Source organism: Providencia sp. AGC89, assembly GCF_053543535.1.
This window is the reverse complement of record NZ_JBIXLP010000060.1, coordinates 284,603-301,899: the sequence shown is the minus strand read 5'-3', so window position 1 is coordinate 301,899 and position 17,297 is coordinate 284,603. Positions and strand designations below refer to the sequence as shown.

At 40.1% G+C, this 17,297-nt stretch carries 14 protein-coding genes; 6 read left to right on the top strand and 8 right to left on the bottom strand.

The genetic code is table 11. The features are described 5' to 3' along the window. Positions 1-187: 187 nt before the first annotated feature. Complete coding sequence (gene umoD / locus ACIPUA_RS09810) at positions 188-784, top strand: UmoD family flagellar biogenesis regulator (RefSeq protein ID WP_042843457.1); 597 nt, start codon at positions 188-190, stop codon at positions 782-784. A 74-nt stretch (positions 785-858) separates the two neighbouring features. Here the strand turns inward: umoD and mfd are convergent, their stop codons facing one another. Next, the gene (gene mfd, locus ACIPUA_RS09805; protein ID WP_449059612.1) at positions 859-4,302 is read right to left on the bottom strand and encodes a transcription-repair coupling factor; all 3,444 of its coding nucleotides are present in this window, start codon (positions 4,300-4,302) and stop codon (positions 859-861) included. 277 nt (positions 4,303-4,579) lie between these two features. Between mfd and lolC the strand changes: the two genes are divergently transcribed. Genes lolC through lolE form a run of 3 tightly spaced genes read left to right on the top strand, consistent with a single transcriptional unit; the run spans position 4,580 to position 7,723 of the window. After that, positions 4,580-5,782 (top strand): lipoprotein-releasing ABC transporter permease subunit LolC, encoded by a 1,203-nt coding sequence (gene lolC / locus ACIPUA_RS09800; RefSeq protein ID WP_042843460.1) that lies wholly within the window; start codon positions 4,580-4,582, stop codon positions 5,780-5,782. After that, entirely contained in the window at positions 5,775-6,476 is a 702-nt protein-coding gene (gene lolD, locus ACIPUA_RS09795) for a lipoprotein-releasing ABC transporter ATP-binding protein LolD (protein ID WP_042843461.1), read from the top strand. The genes lolC and lolD overlap by 8 nt, the downstream gene beginning before the upstream one ends. After that, positions 6,476-7,723 (top strand): lipoprotein-releasing ABC transporter permease subunit LolE, encoded by a 1,248-nt coding sequence (gene lolE, locus ACIPUA_RS09790; protein ID WP_042843462.1) that lies wholly within the window; start codon positions 6,476-6,478, stop codon positions 7,721-7,723. The genes lolD and lolE overlap by 1 nt, the downstream gene beginning before the upstream one ends. A 55-nt stretch (positions 7,724-7,778) precedes the next feature. Here the strand turns inward: lolE and ACIPUA_RS09785 are convergent, their stop codons facing one another. Together ACIPUA_RS09785 and ACIPUA_RS09780 are read right to left on the bottom strand one after the other, a co-directional pair. Then, positions 7,779-8,330: a class IV adenylate cyclase gene (locus ACIPUA_RS09785; protein WP_449059611.1), complete on the bottom strand. Its 552-nt coding sequence runs from the start codon at positions 8,328-8,330 to the stop codon at positions 7,779-7,781. A gap of 168 nt (positions 8,331-8,498) precedes the next feature. Continuing rightward, positions 8,499-8,987 carry a TIGR00645 family protein gene (locus tag ACIPUA_RS09780; RefSeq protein ID WP_042843464.1) on the bottom strand — a complete coding sequence of 163 codons (489 nt, stop codon included), beginning with the start codon at positions 8,985-8,987 and terminating at the stop codon, positions 8,499-8,501. A gap of 411 nt (positions 8,988-9,398) precedes the next feature. Between ACIPUA_RS09780 and cobB the strand changes: the two genes are divergently transcribed. Then, a complete protein-coding gene (cobB, locus tag ACIPUA_RS09775) occupies positions 9,399-10,232 on the top strand; it encodes a Sir2 family NAD+-dependent deacetylase (protein WP_042844305.1) in 834 nt (277 codons plus the stop codon). Between the two features lie 48 nt (positions 10,233-10,280). On the opposite strand, the gene ACIPUA_RS09770 is transcribed toward cobB, so the two are convergent. Next, positions 10,281-10,991, bottom strand: a complete 711-nt coding sequence (locus ACIPUA_RS09770) for an SDR family oxidoreductase (protein ID WP_042843465.1) — start codon at positions 10,989-10,991, stop codon at positions 10,281-10,283. A 387-nt stretch (positions 10,992-11,378) separates the two neighbouring features. On the opposite strand from ACIPUA_RS09770, the gene pepT reads away from it, so the two are divergent. Continuing rightward, positions 11,379-12,614: a peptidase T gene (gene pepT / locus ACIPUA_RS09765; protein ID WP_042843466.1), complete on the top strand. Its 1,236-nt coding sequence runs from the start codon at positions 11,379-11,381 to the stop codon at positions 12,612-12,614. Positions 12,615-12,707: 93 nt separating this feature from the next. Here the strand turns inward: pepT and ACIPUA_RS09760 are convergent, their stop codons facing one another. The 4 genes from ACIPUA_RS09760 to phoP all read right to left on the bottom strand — a co-directional run bounded on the left by ACIPUA_RS09760 (position 12,708) and on the right by phoP (position 17,171). Continuing rightward, entirely contained in the window at positions 12,708-13,307 is a 600-nt protein-coding gene (locus tag ACIPUA_RS09760) for a LysE family translocator (RefSeq protein WP_042843467.1), read from the bottom strand. Between the two features lie 343 nt (positions 13,308-13,650). Then, complete coding sequence (locus ACIPUA_RS09755; RefSeq protein WP_042843468.1) at positions 13,651-14,775, bottom strand: ribosomal protein uL16 3-hydroxylase; 1,125 nt, start codon at positions 14,773-14,775, stop codon at positions 13,651-13,653. A gap of 262 nt (positions 14,776-15,037) precedes the next feature. After that, positions 15,038-16,495: a two-component system sensor histidine kinase PhoQ gene (phoQ, locus tag ACIPUA_RS09750; protein ID WP_173424794.1), complete on the bottom strand. Its 1,458-nt coding sequence runs from the start codon at positions 16,493-16,495 to the stop codon at positions 15,038-15,040. Between the two features lies 1 nt (position 16,496). After that, positions 16,497-17,171 carry a two-component system response regulator PhoP gene (phoP, locus tag ACIPUA_RS09745; protein ID WP_048607402.1) on the bottom strand — a complete coding sequence of 225 codons (675 nt, stop codon included), beginning with the start codon at positions 17,169-17,171 and terminating at the stop codon, positions 16,497-16,499. Between the last annotated feature and the right edge of the window lie 126 nt (positions 17,172-17,297).

Sequence of the window (17,297 nt, the reverse complement as noted above, 5' to 3'; positions counted from 1 at the left end):
TATTTATCGCTGAGTCATATCATGGATATTAAACCTCACATTTAATTAATTTAAATCTTATATTAAGTAAAATTTAACAATTATAATTTCGGATAAATCTAAAAAATATATCTAATGCATGTAATGCATCGAATTATCTTGAGTAGCCGTTACAATAGGTCAGTATTAATTTAATAAGGATTGTACTATGAAGCTAAAATTTAAGTTGTTATTAGCAGCTATAGTGGCATGCCTTATTGTATTGTTAGTTGTTATCTTCACGCGTGAGCCTGAAATTAAATTAGCAACCGTATTATCGGTTGAGCCTATCAAATCTAACCGGCTTGTTGAGTACCAAAATTGTACGGTAACTGGGGTTTTAGGTACTTTTGACCAACAATCACTTTCTCGTTTTCACCCTGCGCAAAGCGAATGTAAAATGGTCTTTATGATAGAAGCGCTACAAGGTAAGGGGTTCCCATCCTTGTTTTATGAGCGTGACCCAACCTGTGTATCAGCGCAAAAAATGGAATTAGTTGTGGTTGGCTATGATGTTGTCTACCAAATTGGTAAAACAGTGGGGAAAGTGAGAACTTCCTATGCACCTTCTATGTTTATTCCGTTAAATGAGGAGGGGCGTTTGGTTTTGACATCATCAGCTTCTGTATGCGAAACAATCCGCAGTGATGTCAAAAGCTTATTGCCATTTTATTGTTTACAACCAAATAATTTACCAATTACTGGAAACCCGTCTGCAATATTAGAATTGCAACCAAACCAAAATACTTTTGGTTTTATGGAATAGGTTTAACCAATTTGAATATTCTATTACAGGCAATCTTAATTGATTGCCTGTAACATTTTTACACCTTGGGTTTTTTAGGTTAATTGGTGTTCTTCAAAACTGGTTAATAGTTGTTTTATAAACTCAAGCCGAGTTGTCCTTTCCGCTAAATCATGGAAAAACTTCAGTCGGACGGGACCCTCTAAGCGATAAGTTTGTGGTTGATTTTGTAACAAGCTGATCAAGAAGCCCGGTTCGACTTTATTTTTCTCACTAAACTCAATAAAACCCCCTTTCTCATGGGCTTCAATACGCTTAATACCTAAAGCTTGAGCTTGCAAACGAATTGCAGCAGACGTTAAAAGGAACTTGCCTGCATCAGGGAGGGTGCCAAAACGGTCAATTAACTCGGTACGTAATTCGTTTAATTCTTGATTATCTTTTGCACTGGCTATCCGTTTATAAAAAGACAGTCGCATATTTACATCGTGTATATAATCGTCAGGCAAAAGAACCGGCATCCGTAGCTCAACTTCAGTTTGTTGGCTAGTTAAGTCTTCCAGTGAAGGTTCACGCCCTTCTTTTAGGGCCTCGACCGCGCTTTCTAACAGTTCCATATATAAGGTAAAGCCAACAGTTGTCATCTGCCCGCTTTGGTCTTCGCCAAGTAATTCTCCTGCACCTCGAATTTCTAAATCATGAGTCGCAAGTGCGAACCCAGCCCCTAAATCTTCAAGTGAAGAAATGGCTTCGAGACGCTTGTGGGCATCTGTTGTCATTGCTTTAGGATGCGGTGTGAGTAAGTAAGCATAAGCTTGGTGGTGTGACCGGCCGACTCGACCACGTAATTGATGCAATTGTGCTAACCCAAAATGGTCAGCTCGTTCAATGATAATGGTATTTGCAGTAGGAATATCGATACCCGTTTCGATAATAGTCGTACATATCAAGACATTAAAACGTTGATGATGGAAGTCGGTCATCACCCGTTCTAATTCCCGCTCCCGCATTTGGCCATGACCAACAACGAAACGAGCCTCAGGGACTAGTTCTTCAAGGCGCGCTTTGGCTTTTTCAATATTTTCAACATCATTGTATAAGTAGTAAACTTGGCCCCCACGTAGTGTTTCACGTAAAATGGCTTCACGTACCACGAGCTCGTCATATTGGCGAACAAAGGTTTTTACAGCTAAACGGCGTGCTGGCGGCGTGGCGATAATGGATAGATCGCGCATACCACTCATTGCCATATTCAGTGTCCGAGGAATAGGAGTTGCTGTAAGTGTTAAAATATCAACGTCTGCACGCATAGCTTTTATTCGTTCTTTATGACGGACGCCAAAGCGGTGCTCTTCATCTACTACCAATAAGCCCAAATCTTTCCATACTAAATCACTTTGTAGCAGTTTATGAGTGCCAATTAAAATATCAACTTTGCCTTCTGCAGTCTCAGCAATAATCTGTTGCTGCTCTTTCGCCGTTTTAAAGCGAGACAACATTTCTATACGCACAGGCCAATTGGCGAATCGGTCTTTGAAATTGTCATAATGCTGTTGTGCAAGTAAGGTGGTTGGAACTAAAACAGCCACCTGCTTATCATTGTTGATAGCTAGGAATGCTGCACGCATAGCCACCTCGGTTTTACCGAACCCAACATCACCGCATACCAACCTATCCATAGCTAATGGTTGGCACATATCACTGAGTACAGCATTAATTGCCATCTCTTGGTCAGGGGTTGTTTCGAAAGGAAAACCTTGGCAAAACTCTTGGTACTGTTCTTTATCATGTTTGAAGGCAAAGCCCGCTTTGGCTGCACGCTGTGCGTAAATATCCAGCAGCTCTGCTGCAACATCACGTACTTTTTCAGCCGCTTTTTGGCGGGCACGTCCCCAGCTATCACTGCCTAGCTTATGTAATGGCGCATTTTCATCCGCACCACCCGCATAGCGGCTAATTAAATGCAGTGACGAGACCGGAACATAGAGTTTATCTTCACCTGCATAAGTTAAGATTAAGTATTCTGCTTTAATGCCACCGGCTTCTAGGGTGATTAACCCTTGATAGCGACCAACGCCGTGTTCAATATGGACGACGGGTTGCCCCGGACGTAATTCAGCTAAGTTACGGATCAGTGTATCGGTATTAATTGTTCGGCGGTTATCAGTACGACGACGAACAACGCGTTCACCTAACAGGTCGCTTTCGCATATCAACGCTTTATGGGCATCGACTTGAATAAAACCATGCTCAGCTGCGCCGATAGTAATAGCAAAACGGCTATCAATGTGACTTGCGTAATGATCAATAATTTCAGGGCGAATTTTCAAGCGAGCTAACAGTTCTGTGACTGTTTCACGGCGACCTTCACTTTCCACAGAAAAGATGATCTTGCCATCAAACTGTTCCGTGAATTGACGAAGTTTGTCTAAAGGGGCCTTGCTTTGGCCTTGAGTACTGATGTCCGGTAGCGGTAAATAGTCTAAATTCGTATTAGCGGCTTTGGGAGCTAAAGATTCAGCGGATAATTGAACACGAGGCCATTGTTTTAATGATTGGTTGAGCTGTTCAACGGTTAACCATAAGTCTGTAGGGGGGAGTAATGGCCGCATTGGGTCAACCCTACGGCTATCATAACGTTGCAACGTATCGAGTTGAAAGCGTTCTGCGGCTTCTTGTAGATTTTGTGAAACCAATAAACTAGATGACGGTAAATAATCAAATAACGAGGGCAGAGGCTGTGAAAAAAATAAAGGCTGCCAATATTCGATACCAGTTGGTAACGTATTTTTACTGACTTGCTGGTAAATGTGCTCTGGGTCACGGCGAACGTCAAAGCGTTCCCGCCACTGGCTACGGAAACGTTCAATTGCGTCTTTATCTGTTGGAAACTCGTGAGCAGGGAGGAGATTGATATGGCTAACTTCCTCAAGTGTTCGTTGTGAGTCAACGTCAAAAGTTCGCAAACTATCAATTTCATCATCAAAGAAATCAATACGAAATGGTAATGTACTGCCCATTGGGAATAAATCTAATAACGCCCCACGGGTTGCATACTCGCCATGCTCTAGAACTTGCTCAACATGGCGATAGCCTGCTTTGTCTAATTCGGCACGTAAATTATCACGGGAAAGTTTATCGCCTTTTGCCATGACCAATGCATGGCTAGTTAAAAAATCAGGGGGACAAACTTTCTGCATAAGCGTATTAACCGGAAGGATTAATGCGCCTTTTTGCATAGATGGTAAGCGGTATAGTGTTGATAAACGATGAGAAATGATTTCTTGATGTGGGGAGAAATTGTCATAAGGCAATGTTTCCCAATCAGAAAGGGTTTCAATAGGATGATGTGTAAATTGTTGAATTTCATCACGTAAGCGCAAAGTATTTTGCATATCACGAGTGACAATAACAACAGGCCCTTGATGACGTTGGATCATTTCTCCACATTCAAGCGCACCAGCCGCCCCGATAAGGCAACCTAAATGGCGGACATCGCCACTACGACTAGGGAGTTCATAACGAAATTTTGACGACATAGAAATCTTTGGTATCTCACAGCGATTAGTTAAGCAATTAAACAAAATTCAATATAATGATAGCCAGTTTTTTTATGATTAATACTTAAATTAACCAATAGATAGTTAAACAATAAAATTCACAATAATACAATCGGTTTTAACTCGTAATTTGTCTGAAAGTCAGACAAAAAGGCACTCAAATAAGAAAAAATACCCGTGAGTGGTTCCATTCATCAATCGTACCCTTTATTATCGCTGAACACTTCGCTTTGGCAACAGGGGCATCATAGACTTCATGCACCAATCTGTCTCATTATTTATAGGTCTACGCTATTTACGTGGACGCGCTGCCGATAAATTCGGGCGCTTTGTTTCCAGTTTGTCAGCAATCGGCATCACACTGGGCGTTACGGCATTAATTACGGTTACATCAGTGATGAATGGTTTCGAGCGATCGCTACAAGATAGCATACTTGCTTATATGCCGCAGGCAATTTTAACCTCAGCATCTGGAAATATCGACCCAGCCCAACACCCCATAAAGGCCTTACAGAATTTAAAAGGGGTTAACCACATAGCTCCCATTGTACAATCTGATGTCGTACTACAAAGCCGCACCAATGTTGGTGTTGGAATGATGGGGGGAATCGAACCAGCAGAACCTTCTTTGCTATTAGACAAACTGATTAGTGGCCAACGAGAGGACCTAAAAGCAGGTAGCTACAATGTGTTTTTGGGGAATAAACTGGCGGAAAATTTAGGAGTTAAGCGGGGGGATGAAGTCCGTTTAATCATTCCGGGTGTGAGCCAGTTAACGCCAATGGGGCGTATTCCAAGTCAGCGTTTGTTTAACGTCGCAGGTATTTTCCAAACCAATGGCGAAGCGGATACCAGTGAATTGATTGTTGCGCAGCAAGATGCAGCACGTATGTTGCGTTATCCAGCTGGTCGTATTACTGGGTGGCGTTTGTATTTAGATGAACCTTTAAAAGTGGATGAACTAAGTAAGCAAGCATTGCCTAGCGGGTTGGTATGGACGGATTGGCGAGAACGCAAAGGGGAGTTTTTTCAAGCTGTACGCATGGAAAAAAATATGATGGGTTTACTACTTAGCCTAATTATTGCGGTGGCAGCTTTTAATATTATCACTTCGTTATCACTTCTGGTGATGGAAAAACAAGGTGAAGTTGCAATATTAAAAACCCTCGGTCTAAAACGCTGGCGTATTTTAGCCATCTTTATGATCCAAGGCGCAGGCGCAGGGGTGATTGGCTCACTAGTGGGGACGGTACTTGGTACACTATTGTCTAGCCAGTTAAATTTTATCATGCCACTGATTGGTTTATTACCAAAAGGTGTATCTCTACCGATTGTACTTGATTACTCAGGTATTTTAATTATTGCACTAAGTGCGATGCTGATTTCACTGCTTGCGACGCTTTATCCTTCTTGGCGTGCAGCAGCAGTCCAACCTGCTGAGGCTTTACGTTATGAATAAACAACCACTTCTTGTCTGTGAAAATTTAAATAAAACCTATCAAGAAGGGGCATTGTCTACGCAAGTGCTAAAAAATGTCAGCTTTTCTATGGGGCTTGGCGAAATGATGGCCATTGTGGGGAGCTCCGGGTCTGGTAAAAGTACCTTATTACATTTACTTGGTGGTTTAGATACGCCATCTGAAGGGAATGTAATTTTTCGTGGGCAGCATATTAATCAATTGTCTTCTGATGAACGCGCTGCTATTCGAAATAAGGATTTAGGCTTTATTTATCAATTCCACCACCTACTACCTGACTTTACGGCACTTGAAAATGTGGCTATGCCACTGTTAATTGGTGGTGCTGCAAAAGAATTGGCATTGACTAAAGCGACAGAAATGTTAGAAGCGGTAGGTTTGGCACATCGTGCAGGGCATAGGCCTTCTGAGTTATCAGGGGGGGAGCGTCAACGGGTGGCAATCGCCAGAGCGTTGGTTAATGAGCCCGCTTTAGTATTAGCTGATGAACCAACGGGGAATCTTGATTTACGTAACGCAGATGCCATTTTTGAGTTATTGGGGGAGCTAAATCGTACACAACGTACTGCTTTTTTAGTTGTCACTCATGATATGACATTGGCGCGCCGTTTATCCCGCCAATTGGAAATGCGTGACGGGCACTTACAACAGGAAGTTACCTTGGGGGCTCGGTAATGTTTAAAATGCCTCTTACATTATTAACAGCGTTACGCTTTAGTCGTGGTCGCCGTCGGACGGGGTTGGTTTCTTTGGTGTCGATAGTGTCGACATTGGGTATTGTGCTTGGCGTTGCTGTTTTAGTCATCGGCTTGAGTGCCATGAATGGTTTTGAGCGCGAATTAAATAACCGCGTGCTATCTGTGGTCCCACATGGCCAGATATATGCAGTAAAGCCCCCTTATAAAGATTTAGATTTTGCCGAACAAGTCATTCGCAAAACCCCAGGTGTGGAAGCCGTGAGCCCATACATCAATTTTACAGGGTTGCTTGAGCGGGGGGCGAATTTAAAAGCAATCCAAGTGATGGGAGTTTCTCGCGAAACGCAATCGCAAGTTAGTGCATTGCCACAGTTTATCCTTAACGATGCATGGGAGCATTTTGAAGCAGGAAAACAATCCATTATTTTGGGGCAAGGCGTTGCTAATGCGTTGAATGTTAAGGAAGGGGACTGGGTTACAATCATGATCCCCAATACGGATGAAAGTTTGAAAATCCAACAGCCTAAACGTATTCGTGTTCAGGTAACGGGGGTGTTTAAGCTTAGTGGTTTATTGGATCACCAACTTGCTTTAGTGCCGCTTGCGGATGCTCAAGAATACCTTGATTACGGTGATGGCGTGACAGGTTTCGAAATTAAAGCAACAGATCCTTTTATCGCCGATAAGGTGGTTTATGATGCTGGGTTAAAGACAATGCATCATGTCATCGTTAAAAGCTGGATTGGTGATTACGGCTATATGTACAATGATATTCAAATGGTTAGAAGTATTATGTACTTAGCTATGATCCTAGTGATTGGCGTTGCATGCTTTAATATTGTATCGACTCTTGTGATGGCAGTTAAAGATAAAAGCAGTGATATTGCTGTACTACGGACGCTAGGGGCTAAGGATGGGCAAATCCGTGCTATTTTCTTATGGTATGGGTTATTAGGTGGCTTAGTTGGCTCTTTGATTGGTGTTGTATTAGGTATAACGATATCCTTAAATTTAACAACTATAATCAAAGGGATAGAAAAAGTAGTCGGTCACCCAATTCTATCTGGAGATGTTTACTTTATCGATTTTCTGCCTTCTGAATTGCATATGATGGATGTGGTCTATGTTTTAATCACAACGATTATTTTAAGTTTGGTGGCAAGTTGGTACCCAGCTCGCCGAGCAAGCAAATTAGACCCAGCTCGCATCCTTAGTGGTCAATAATCAGTGCACACTCAGCCAATCACCTTAGCAATAGGCTTTAAGGTGATTGGCTTCTTTATTGGGTTTGTGTTTCTAAGAACATTTGTTTATAGCTACGCTTTTCAATCATCGCTTCCGTGAAACCATATGTCATCGCAACACTTAATAATTTGTTATATAAGTGTTTGAGTAAACGACTATCGTCCGTCATGATAGCGAATTCGGCAAACCAACCGATGCCAGCAAGATGGTCTATGGTGATATGAACATCATTCAGGAAGTAAATACTACGAACTTTTGTTGTCACCAAACTACAGTGATAACCTAGTGTTACTAACATATTTTGCACATGTTGGCAGTCATCAATATTAATTGCTTTACATTCGGAAGAACCTGGGCCCTTGACTATCCATAACTTAATCCCTGACGGAACCATCTCACGAACACACATGCTAATATTATTCGCTACAAGTGGCGAATTTTCACTGTCATAGAAATAATCAGTTTCTGAATTATTTTCAGTAAATGGCTCAGCTTGGTCGGCTTTTATTTTTTGTAGAAAACTCTCAGGGTTTGGTAACCGAAATTTAATTTCAGCTTCATATTTACCGACAAAGTGCTCGCTCATTAAAATATTCCTTATAATCAATAGGCAAGTAGGTGGTTAGGATAGCATAAATGGCGAGTATTCAGTGTGTTAAAGATGCGTTAGAGGGGGCGTTTAATAGCCTATTATTGATAAAATAGGCTATTAAATTAGTTTTAATCAGAGCTGTAGCTATAGGCGGTCATGTTGCTATTTTTTAGTCATTTTATCTAAATAGCCCATGACAAAAGCAGATAAAACAAAGGTTAAATGAATGATCACATACCACATTAGTTTATCGTTCGAAACGCTTTTTAAGTCCATAAAAATTTTCAATAAGTGAATTGATGAAATTGCGACAATAGATGCAGCCACTTTATTCTTCAGTGACGAGGCATCCATTTTACCTAGCCAACCTAACTTTTCACTTTCTTCTGGGATATCCATTTGGGAGACAAAGTTTTCATATCCTGAAAACATCACCATCACTAATAACCCACCGACTAATGCCATATCAATTAATGAGAGCAATGTGAGGATGAGATCTGCCTCTGGTATTGCTAAAATATTCGGTAAAATATGGAACAGTTCTTGAAAGAACTTAATAGTTAATGCCAACAGTGTCAGTGAAAGCCCGAAATAAATTGGCGCTAAAATCCAGCGTGAAGCATACATTGTTTTTTCGAAAAACTTTTCCATGCAATCCCTTTTAATGGTGAATAATCATTACAGCAAAATCGACGAGCGGTATATTAACCGTAGGTAGTCATATCAAGAAGGTTTTTTTTATTGTTTTACAGTTCTAGGGATATTGGGGATTAATATGAAAGAAAGATGTCAGTTTTATGAAGAAAAAGTGACAAGTTCGATGCCCTCGATATTTTTATTTGCATTCGTCATTGTGATGAGTTCTAGTGTGTTAACATTAAGATAGTGCAAAGTTGAATATGTAAATATGAAATATACTAATAAAAATATATAGAAGCATATTTATTTGTACACTAATGATAAATCAGAGAGTAGAGCCGCTAAATACAGCGTTAAACAAGTACTCGGTCTCGTCTAGGTGTCAAGTTTATTAGTTACATGGATGAAAGGAAGTTTTTGATGTTGCGATTTCGTTATAGATTAAAAAAAGCTCGTAAAAATAAATGTGTACGTCGCCAGCGACTTCGCAACCGGTCTTTTTATATAGATAACAGATTAAATAATATGAAAAATGTGAATATTGTCGTATTGACTGGTGCGGGGATTTCAGCTGAGTCAGGGATCCAAACATTTCGTTCTGCGGATGGTTTATGGGAAGAGCACCGCGTTGAAGACGTTGCAACGCCGGAAGGTTTCGAACGTAACCCTAAACTGGTTCAACGTTTTTATAATGAGCGTCGTCGGCAATTACAGCAAGAAAATATCAAGCCTAATGCGGCGCATTATGCTTTAGCTCAGCTTGAAGAGTTACTTGGCGATCGCTTTTTATTGATCACTCAAAATATTGATAATTTACATGAAAGAGCCGGGAGCCAGCGTATCATCCATATGCATGGTGAATTATTAAAGGTACGTTGTAACTGGTCAAATCAGGTTGTCGAGTGGAAAGGGGATTTATCAGTGGAAGACCGTTGCCACTGCTGTCAGTTTCCACAGCCATTACGTCCACATATTGTTTGGTTTGGTGAAATGCCTATTGGCATGGATTATATTTATCAATCTATTGAATCAGCGACTATTTTTATTTCAATTGGTACATCAGGCCATGTGTATCCGGCAGCGGGCTTTGTTCATGAAGCGAAGTTACATGGTGCACATACAGTTGAATTAAATTTAGAACCGAGTCAGGTAGAAAGTGAGTTTGATGAAAAGCACTACGGCTTAGCCAGTAAAATTGTAGTGGAATATATTAATAAGCTTATTACAGAATTACAGGTAAAAAGCACAACGAAATAAGTCAACTTCAGGCTAAGGGAAACGGTCATTTCCCTTAGCTATTCCTCTTTATACATTTAAATCCATCATCGCCGGCATTGTGATTTCCTTAACACAGGTAGCATTACTGGTGCTTAGGATAAAACGTACTGCATTGACAACATCTTGTAATGGGATCAATTGCCCGTGACTCTTCTCAATAACCTCAGCCACAGGGACAGACAATGGGTATTCTGTAGCAAGATAACCTAAGTTTATGATAGAAATGCCAATTTTATCTTCACGTAATGTTTCCCTTAGCGATTGCACTATTCCCCTTAAGGCATATTTTGTGGCGGAAAATGCAACTTCTTTACCATTATGATTATCTAGCCCCCATGTAGAGCCAATTAAAATTATTTTACTGTTTTCAGCTGAGCGTAAATTAGGTAATAGCATTTTTAAATTTAATAAACAGGCGCTGATATTCGTCTGGATAATATTGAGTAACTCAAGGTCATCAGTTGTTTCAAACTGGTAATCGTCACTAAAAGCCAAGTTTTCCCAAATTCCTACATTGTAAATTAAGGTGTTAATCGGTTGTTCTTTAACCTTATCTTTAATGATATTAGCAGACTGGCTATCATTTAGGTCAGCGGGGAGCCAAGTAAAATTACTTTGCTCAAACGGGGGTTTGGAACGAGAGACACCGTAAACCAGCTCTTCATTTGTGGGAATACCTTCAACAAGTGCTTTGCCCAATCCTTTACTCACACCATAAATCAAATATGTTTTTGACATAAACGCCCCGATAACTTGAATAAAAATTACATTAATTATTATAAAAAATAATAAACGAAATAATAATGCGTCAGATATAGCACAGTATTAATAAATAATAATAGGTAATTAGTGCAATTGATAAATGATATTTAACTTAATTCACTGTTTTAACTAACAAATATAGGGGGGCTAATAAAATAATACAATTTAATTATTCCCCTAACTAGTCTTAGGTATTAAAAATGGTTAGTTGCAAGAGAAAATCAAAATAGTGTGTAAAAAATAAATTTCATTAAAGATTTATTGCGAAAACCTGCAAGCATTAACAGCAAAGCTGATTTGAGACAATAATTGAATCTGTGATCTTTCCCATAATACAGACATTGATATTTGAGGGGGAAGGGTATGGACAAACTCTTGGAGCGGTTTTTTGAATATACGGCTTTTGATACGCAATCAAAATTGAATGCTAAAACAGTGCCTAGTAGTGCCGGTCAGCTAAAGTTTGCACGCGCATTAATGAAAGAACTGATTGACTTAGGTTTCGAAAAGGTAACACTCAGTGATCAAGGTTGCTTGATGGCCTATTTGCCGTCAAACGTTGATTGGGATGTTCCAACTATTGGTTTTATTTCACACTTAGATACGGCACCTGATTTTTCGGGGAAAAATGTTTGCCCACAAGTACTCGAAAATTACCGAGGTGGTGATATTGCCCTTGGGATTGGTGATGAAGTGTTATCCCCTGTCATGTTCCCAGTTTTACATGAAATGATTGGGAAAACATTAATTATGACTGATGGTAAGACGCTACTTGGTGCTGATGATAAGGCGGGTATTGCGGAGATTATTACAGCATTAGTGCGCCTAAAAGGTAACAATATTCCACATGGTAAAATTTGTTTAGCATTTACCCCAGATGAAGAAATTGGGCGTGGCGCTCGCCATATTGATTTCAAGCAATTTGATGCATTGTGGGCTTATACTGTCGATGGCGGTGGTGTTGGTGAATTAGAATATGAAAACTTCAATGCGGCGAATGTATCAATCAAAATAGTCGGGAATAATACACACCCTGGAAATGCTAAAGGGGTGATGGTAAATGCTTTAGGGCTAGCTAACCGTATTCATTCGATGTTACCCGCAGATGAAACTCCCGAAAAGACGGATGGATATGAAGGTTTCTATCATTTAACATCGATGAAGGGAACGGTAGAAAAAGCAGAACTGAACTATATTATTCGTGACTTTGACTTGGTAAGCTTCGAAGCAAGAAAGAAAAATATTATTCGAATTGCTGAAAAAGTAGGGGAAGGCTTACACCCGAGCTGTTATATCGAGCTGACATTGGACGATACCTACTACAATATGCACAAAGAAGTAATGAAATACCCACATGTGGTTGAATTAGCAAAACAGGCCATGATTGATTGTGATATTAACCCTATTATTCAACCTATCCGCGGTGGAACTGATGGTGCTCAGCTTTCACATCGTGGCTTGCCGTGCCCAAATATTTTTACTGGGGGGTATAATTTTCATAGTAAACATGAGTTTATCACCCAAGAAGGGATGGAGCAGGCCGTTAGTGTCATTATGCGTATTGCTGAACTTACCGCAATACACGCCCGCCAGTCATGAGGGGCTTAATGAACCTGTTAAGCTCAGTACAATAAGTACTGAGCTGAGGTTATTGAGCAAGCGGGGTAATTTCCGTTTTATGTTATGGGTATTTCATTGCAATAGCACGGATATACCACTTAGTGCGAGTAAAATACCCATCACTAAGTTAAAACGTTTTAATGTACTAGGTTGCTTCAGTTTTTCTCTTAATTTACTACCAAACATTGCCCAAATAGCCACACATGGCCAGTTTATCAAAGCAAATATGATGGCAACTAATAATATTGAGATATAAGGTTCTATCGTATTGGTATACATTGCCATCCCTGATATCGCCATCATCCATGCTTTAGGGTTAATCCATTGAAATAATGAAGCCTCAAGTAATGTTAATGGCTTTATGTCTTGCTGATTTACTTGAGCAATAGAATGGCTGATGGTTGTTTTCCATGCGAGCCAAAATAAATAAATAATACCAATGTATTTTAATGTTGAATAAACAAGTGGTAATGATTGAATGAGTGCACCAACACCTAAGCCAACAGCAATAAGCATGATGAAAAAGCCAATTGAAACACCAAGCGAATGTGGTAACGTTTTTTGAAAACCAAAGTTGACCCCTGAAGCAAGTAACATAATATTATTAGGGCCTGGGGTAATGGATGTTACAAATGAAAACAGGGATAAAGCTAAAAAAGTTTCTATATTCATAAAGTTATAATCATTGAAAGGTTATTAATTATTCGCCCAAGCTTAATCGGTCTAAGCAAAAATATTCTAGAATTAAATTTTAAAAACACTTTATCTTTGAGTGCCTATTTGTGGGGCTTAATCTTTTATCAATGTTATTGATACGGAAGTAAAATAAACAGGAAAGCAAACTTTATAGATATTCATAAAGATATCTAAAGGGAAAGGGGGTGGCTTCGGTTTAACTGGGAATGATAATAAAAGTTATATGCTAACTAGAATGTAATGAGTAAAATTTAACCCCCAATAATTGTTTTACCAATATTGGGGGTGTTTTCGGTAAATTTAATGTTTATAAAATGGACTAATCATCAAAATACCAATAACCATTATTCACTAATGCGGTAATGAGCGCGATAAAGTTAACGTCATCGATAGCATCAGCTAAAATTTGGCTGTTTACCGCATCATAACGACATAGGCTATCAGCAGCTTCATAGCACTGGGTCTCTAAACATTCACCATTAACAAAAAATTGGTCACCAACACGCAATGCTCGGAGCCCGTTTAGTTTGTATAGAGTTTCCTGTTGTGTTTTTAGCAAGTCATAGATTTCGTCATGCTCATAAGGCGGCTCTGGTGGTGCAATGTCTAGTTCATGGCGAGATTGTGAAATGAATTCACCAAGCCATTTACGGAACAGGTCAGGGTCATTAATCAGAGACTCCATCATTTCGCGTAATTTAATTTGTTCCCCTTGTAAAATTTCCGCAGGGTTATCACGGAATGATAAATCAGGGTCGCTGTAACGGTAGCTGCCTAAATCATTCGAAATTAAATGGTCGGCAAAACTACTGATTAACTCACGCGTATTAGGGGCTCGAAAGCCTACTGAATAGTTTAATGATGGCTCAATTGCATAGCCTTCATGCGGGAACCCTGGTGGGATATACAAAATATCACCGGGCTCCATTTCTTCATCAATGATGGCATCAAAAGGTTGAACTTGTAGTAAGTCAGGGTGAGGGCAATGTTGTTTCATCGGGATTTTTTCCCCAACACGCCAACGACGACGACCTTCACCTTGAATAATAAATACATCGTATTGGTCAAGATGAGGGCCTACGCCACCACCAGGAACCGAATAGGAGATCATTAAGTCATCCATTCGCCAATCAGAGAGAACACGAAATGGTTTCATTAGAGCGGAACTTGGATAGTGCCAATGGTCAACGGCTTGGACTAAAATAGACCAATTTTTCTCACCGAGATGATCATAACTCTCAAATGGGCCATGACTTACTTGCCAAATTCCTTCTTTATGGCTGACTAAACGGCTATCAACCTCATCTTCCATCGCCAAACCTGCAAGTTCATCAGGTGAGATAGGATCAATAAAATTTGCAAACCCTTTTTTGATAAGCAGTGGGCGCTTCTGCCAGTGGCTATCCAGAAAACTTTGCCAGTCTAGATTTAGTTTGTAATCCATCTTATTGTCCCTTGGAGCTGTTGAATATTGCTGATGGTGTTACGGCAATACCACAGGCCATAATGGTACGAAATGACCTTTATATATGAAGTAAGTCACTTAGTACTTCTTTTAAATAAATTAGGTTAGCCATAATTATTGAGGGCTGCTATTTATATGAATATAGATAGCAGTATTGGAGCAGCCCCTAGTAATAAGACTCCCTAAATAGTATACCGGAAACGTATCATAAAATAGGGAATAAGTGGGTTAATATCACAGATTAACTATCTTCGATCATAGATTGCTGCCTAAATGTGACGGCTAAGCGAGCACCACCGAGCGGGCTATCACTAATTGTGATCTCCCCATCATATTGGTCAATAATGTCGACCGCGATGGATAAGCCGAGACCTTGGCCTGGACGAAGGGTATCGGCACGTTGGCCTCGAACGAAAATTAAACTGCGTTTGCTTTCCGGGACGCCAGGGCCGTCATCATCAACAATTAACGTTAGGCTATCAGGCCCAGTCACCGCAGTGACTTCGACAAATTCTAGGCAATATTTGCATGCATTTTCCATAATATTACCCATGACTTCCATAAAGTCATTAGGCTGACCGAGCCAAGTGATTTCTGGAGAAACTTCTACTGTGATAGCAACTCCTTTGTGCTGGTAAACTTTATGCAAGGCGCTCGCTAAGCTATCTAATATTGATGGAACAGATGAAATTTCACGCAACATCATGTTTTCATCACCTTGTGTGGAAGCGCGGTGCAAATAGTAGCCGACCTGTTGTGAGATCCTGCCAATTTGTTCAAGCATAATAGGTTCTGCTTGGTCAATATTCATCTGTTTACCCGAACGTAACAAGCGTAGGGTCGATTGTAATACTGCCAATGGGGTTTTAAGGCTATGGGTCAGGTCAGAAAGCGTGGTTCGGTATTTACTATAACGTTTCCGCTCGTTAGTTAATAAAATATTGAGGTTACGGACTAACCCTCGAAGTTCTGAAGGCGGGTTTTCATCGAGTGTATCTCGTTCCCCCTTTTCTAAGCTACCAAGCTGTGAAACTAATGATTTAATTGGGCGTAAGCTCCAATAAGCCGCTAGCCATAATAATGGGATAACTAAAATTAAATTAGCAAGTAACACATAGCCAAACCATTCCCAGACTAGACCTGTATTTTGCAAGTCTTGTGGAAGTGTATCCACCACGACAATGGTTAGGTTTGGTAGGTTTTCGCTGGCGGCATATTGGCTGACTGATACAGAATGGGTGAGTGGCTCATCATCATTGTCCATATCATCCAGTTTATTATTTAGCTCAGGGTTATCATTAAGCAGTTGACGGGTTTCACGGATGTCAGTATCAATCTCATATAACCCTTCCTTTTTTAGCCAATCATTTCGGATCAGCCTTTCAACGCTAGGCACATCGCGTTGACGCCATAATACTTGCCCTTGATCATCATAAATAATCACTAATGTGGGGTTATTTAACGTGAAGTTAGGGGGAACACGGATATCAATTTTATTATTTTGCCACTGTGCCAAGCTATAAATTAAGTTACTTTGACTACGCAAAAGGGTGTAAGTTGTTTTATCAAAGCTAATTAAATAGCCCAATATGGCAACGATACCGTAAGACAAAGTGAGTGCCAAAATGACCGCAGAGGTTGCACATAAAAAACGTGCTCGAAGCGAAAGGGGCTTAAATTTAAATTTACCTAACTGCATATTAGCCATTCACATCAAAACGATAGCCTTGACCACGAACGGTGACAATTACATCATCACTATGAAATTGCTGTATTTTTTTTCTTAATCGCCCCATTAATACATCGATTGTATGGCTTTCTCTTAGTTCAGCATCGGGGTAAAGTTGGCGCATTAATGAATCTTTGCTGACGACTTTGCCATTGTTGCGTAGTAAGGTTTCGATGATGGTATATTCAAATGCGGTTAATTTGACGGCTTCACCGTTAACGGTGAATTCTTTGCGTGATAAATCAATAACAAAATTACCTAGTTCTAATACCTGTGAGGCTAGGCCGCTATTTCTTCGCATCAGTGCCTGCATTCTTGCGACGAGTTCTTCTAATTGGAAAGGTTTAGTGACGTAATCATCAGCGCCGCTGTTTAAAGCTTGAACTTTTTCTTGCCAGCTTTCACGTGCAGTGAGAACTAAAATTGGGATATTTACATGCGCACCGCGCCAGCGTTTGATCATTGAAAGGCCGTCTTCTTCAGGTAAACCTAAGTCGACAACTGCAATATCAGGGCAACTTTCATGCAAAAAGTAATCCGCTTCTTTTGCGTCTTCAGCGGAATCAACTTGATGACCAAGCTCTTTCAGCTGAACCGTTAGATGGTGGCGAAGTAATGCATTGTCTTCGACGATTAAAATACGCATCTGAAACCCTCACAGTAAGGAAATGATAGTTGCTATTAATGATAATAGTAGCACTATGGTAAAAAGAGTTCTGAATAACAACAAGCGTTTAAGTAAATATAAGTCAAACAAACCCTAAAAATAGCG

Bases quoted from the DNA above. Each gene is read 5' to 3' on its own strand.
- umoD (WP_042843457.1), top strand. From the start codon at position 188: ATGAAGCTAAAATTTAAGTTGTTATTAGCAGCTATAGTGGCATGCCTT.
- mfd (WP_449059612.1), bottom strand. From the start codon at position 4,302: ATGTCGTCAAAATTTCGTTATGAACTCCCTAGTCGTAGTGGCGATGTC.
- lolC (WP_042843460.1), top strand. From the start codon at position 4,580: ATGCACCAATCTGTCTCATTATTTATAGGTCTACGCTATTTACGTGGA.
- lolD (WP_042843461.1), top strand. From the start codon at position 5,775: ATGAATAAACAACCACTTCTTGTCTGTGAAAATTTAAATAAAACCTAT.
- lolE (WP_042843462.1), top strand. From the start codon at position 6,476: ATGTTTAAAATGCCTCTTACATTATTAACAGCGTTACGCTTTAGTCGT.
- ACIPUA_RS09785 (WP_449059611.1), bottom strand. From the start codon at position 8,330: ATGAGCGAGCACTTTGTCGGTAAATATGAAGCTGAAATTAAATTTCGG.
- ACIPUA_RS09780 (WP_042843464.1), bottom strand. From the start codon at position 8,987: ATGGAAAAGTTTTTCGAAAAAACAATGTATGCTTCACGCTGGATTTTA.
- ACIPUA_RS09770 (WP_042843465.1), bottom strand. From the start codon at position 10,991: ATGTCAAAAACATATTTGATTTATGGTGTGAGTAAAGGATTGGGCAAA.
- pepT (WP_042843466.1), top strand. From the start codon at position 11,379: ATGGACAAACTCTTGGAGCGGTTTTTTGAATATACGGCTTTTGATACG.
- ACIPUA_RS09760 (WP_042843467.1), bottom strand. From the start codon at position 13,307: ATGAATATAGAAACTTTTTTAGCTTTATCCCTGTTTTCATTTGTAACA.
- ACIPUA_RS09755 (WP_042843468.1), bottom strand. From the start codon at position 14,775: ATGGATTACAAACTAAATCTAGACTGGCAAAGTTTTCTGGATAGCCAC.
- phoQ (WP_173424794.1), bottom strand. From the start codon at position 16,495: ATGCAGTTAGGTAAATTTAAATTTAAGCCCCTTTCGCTTCGAGCACGT.
- phoP (WP_048607402.1), bottom strand. From the start codon at position 17,171: ATGCGTATTTTAATCGTCGAAGACAATGCATTACTTCGCCACCATCTA.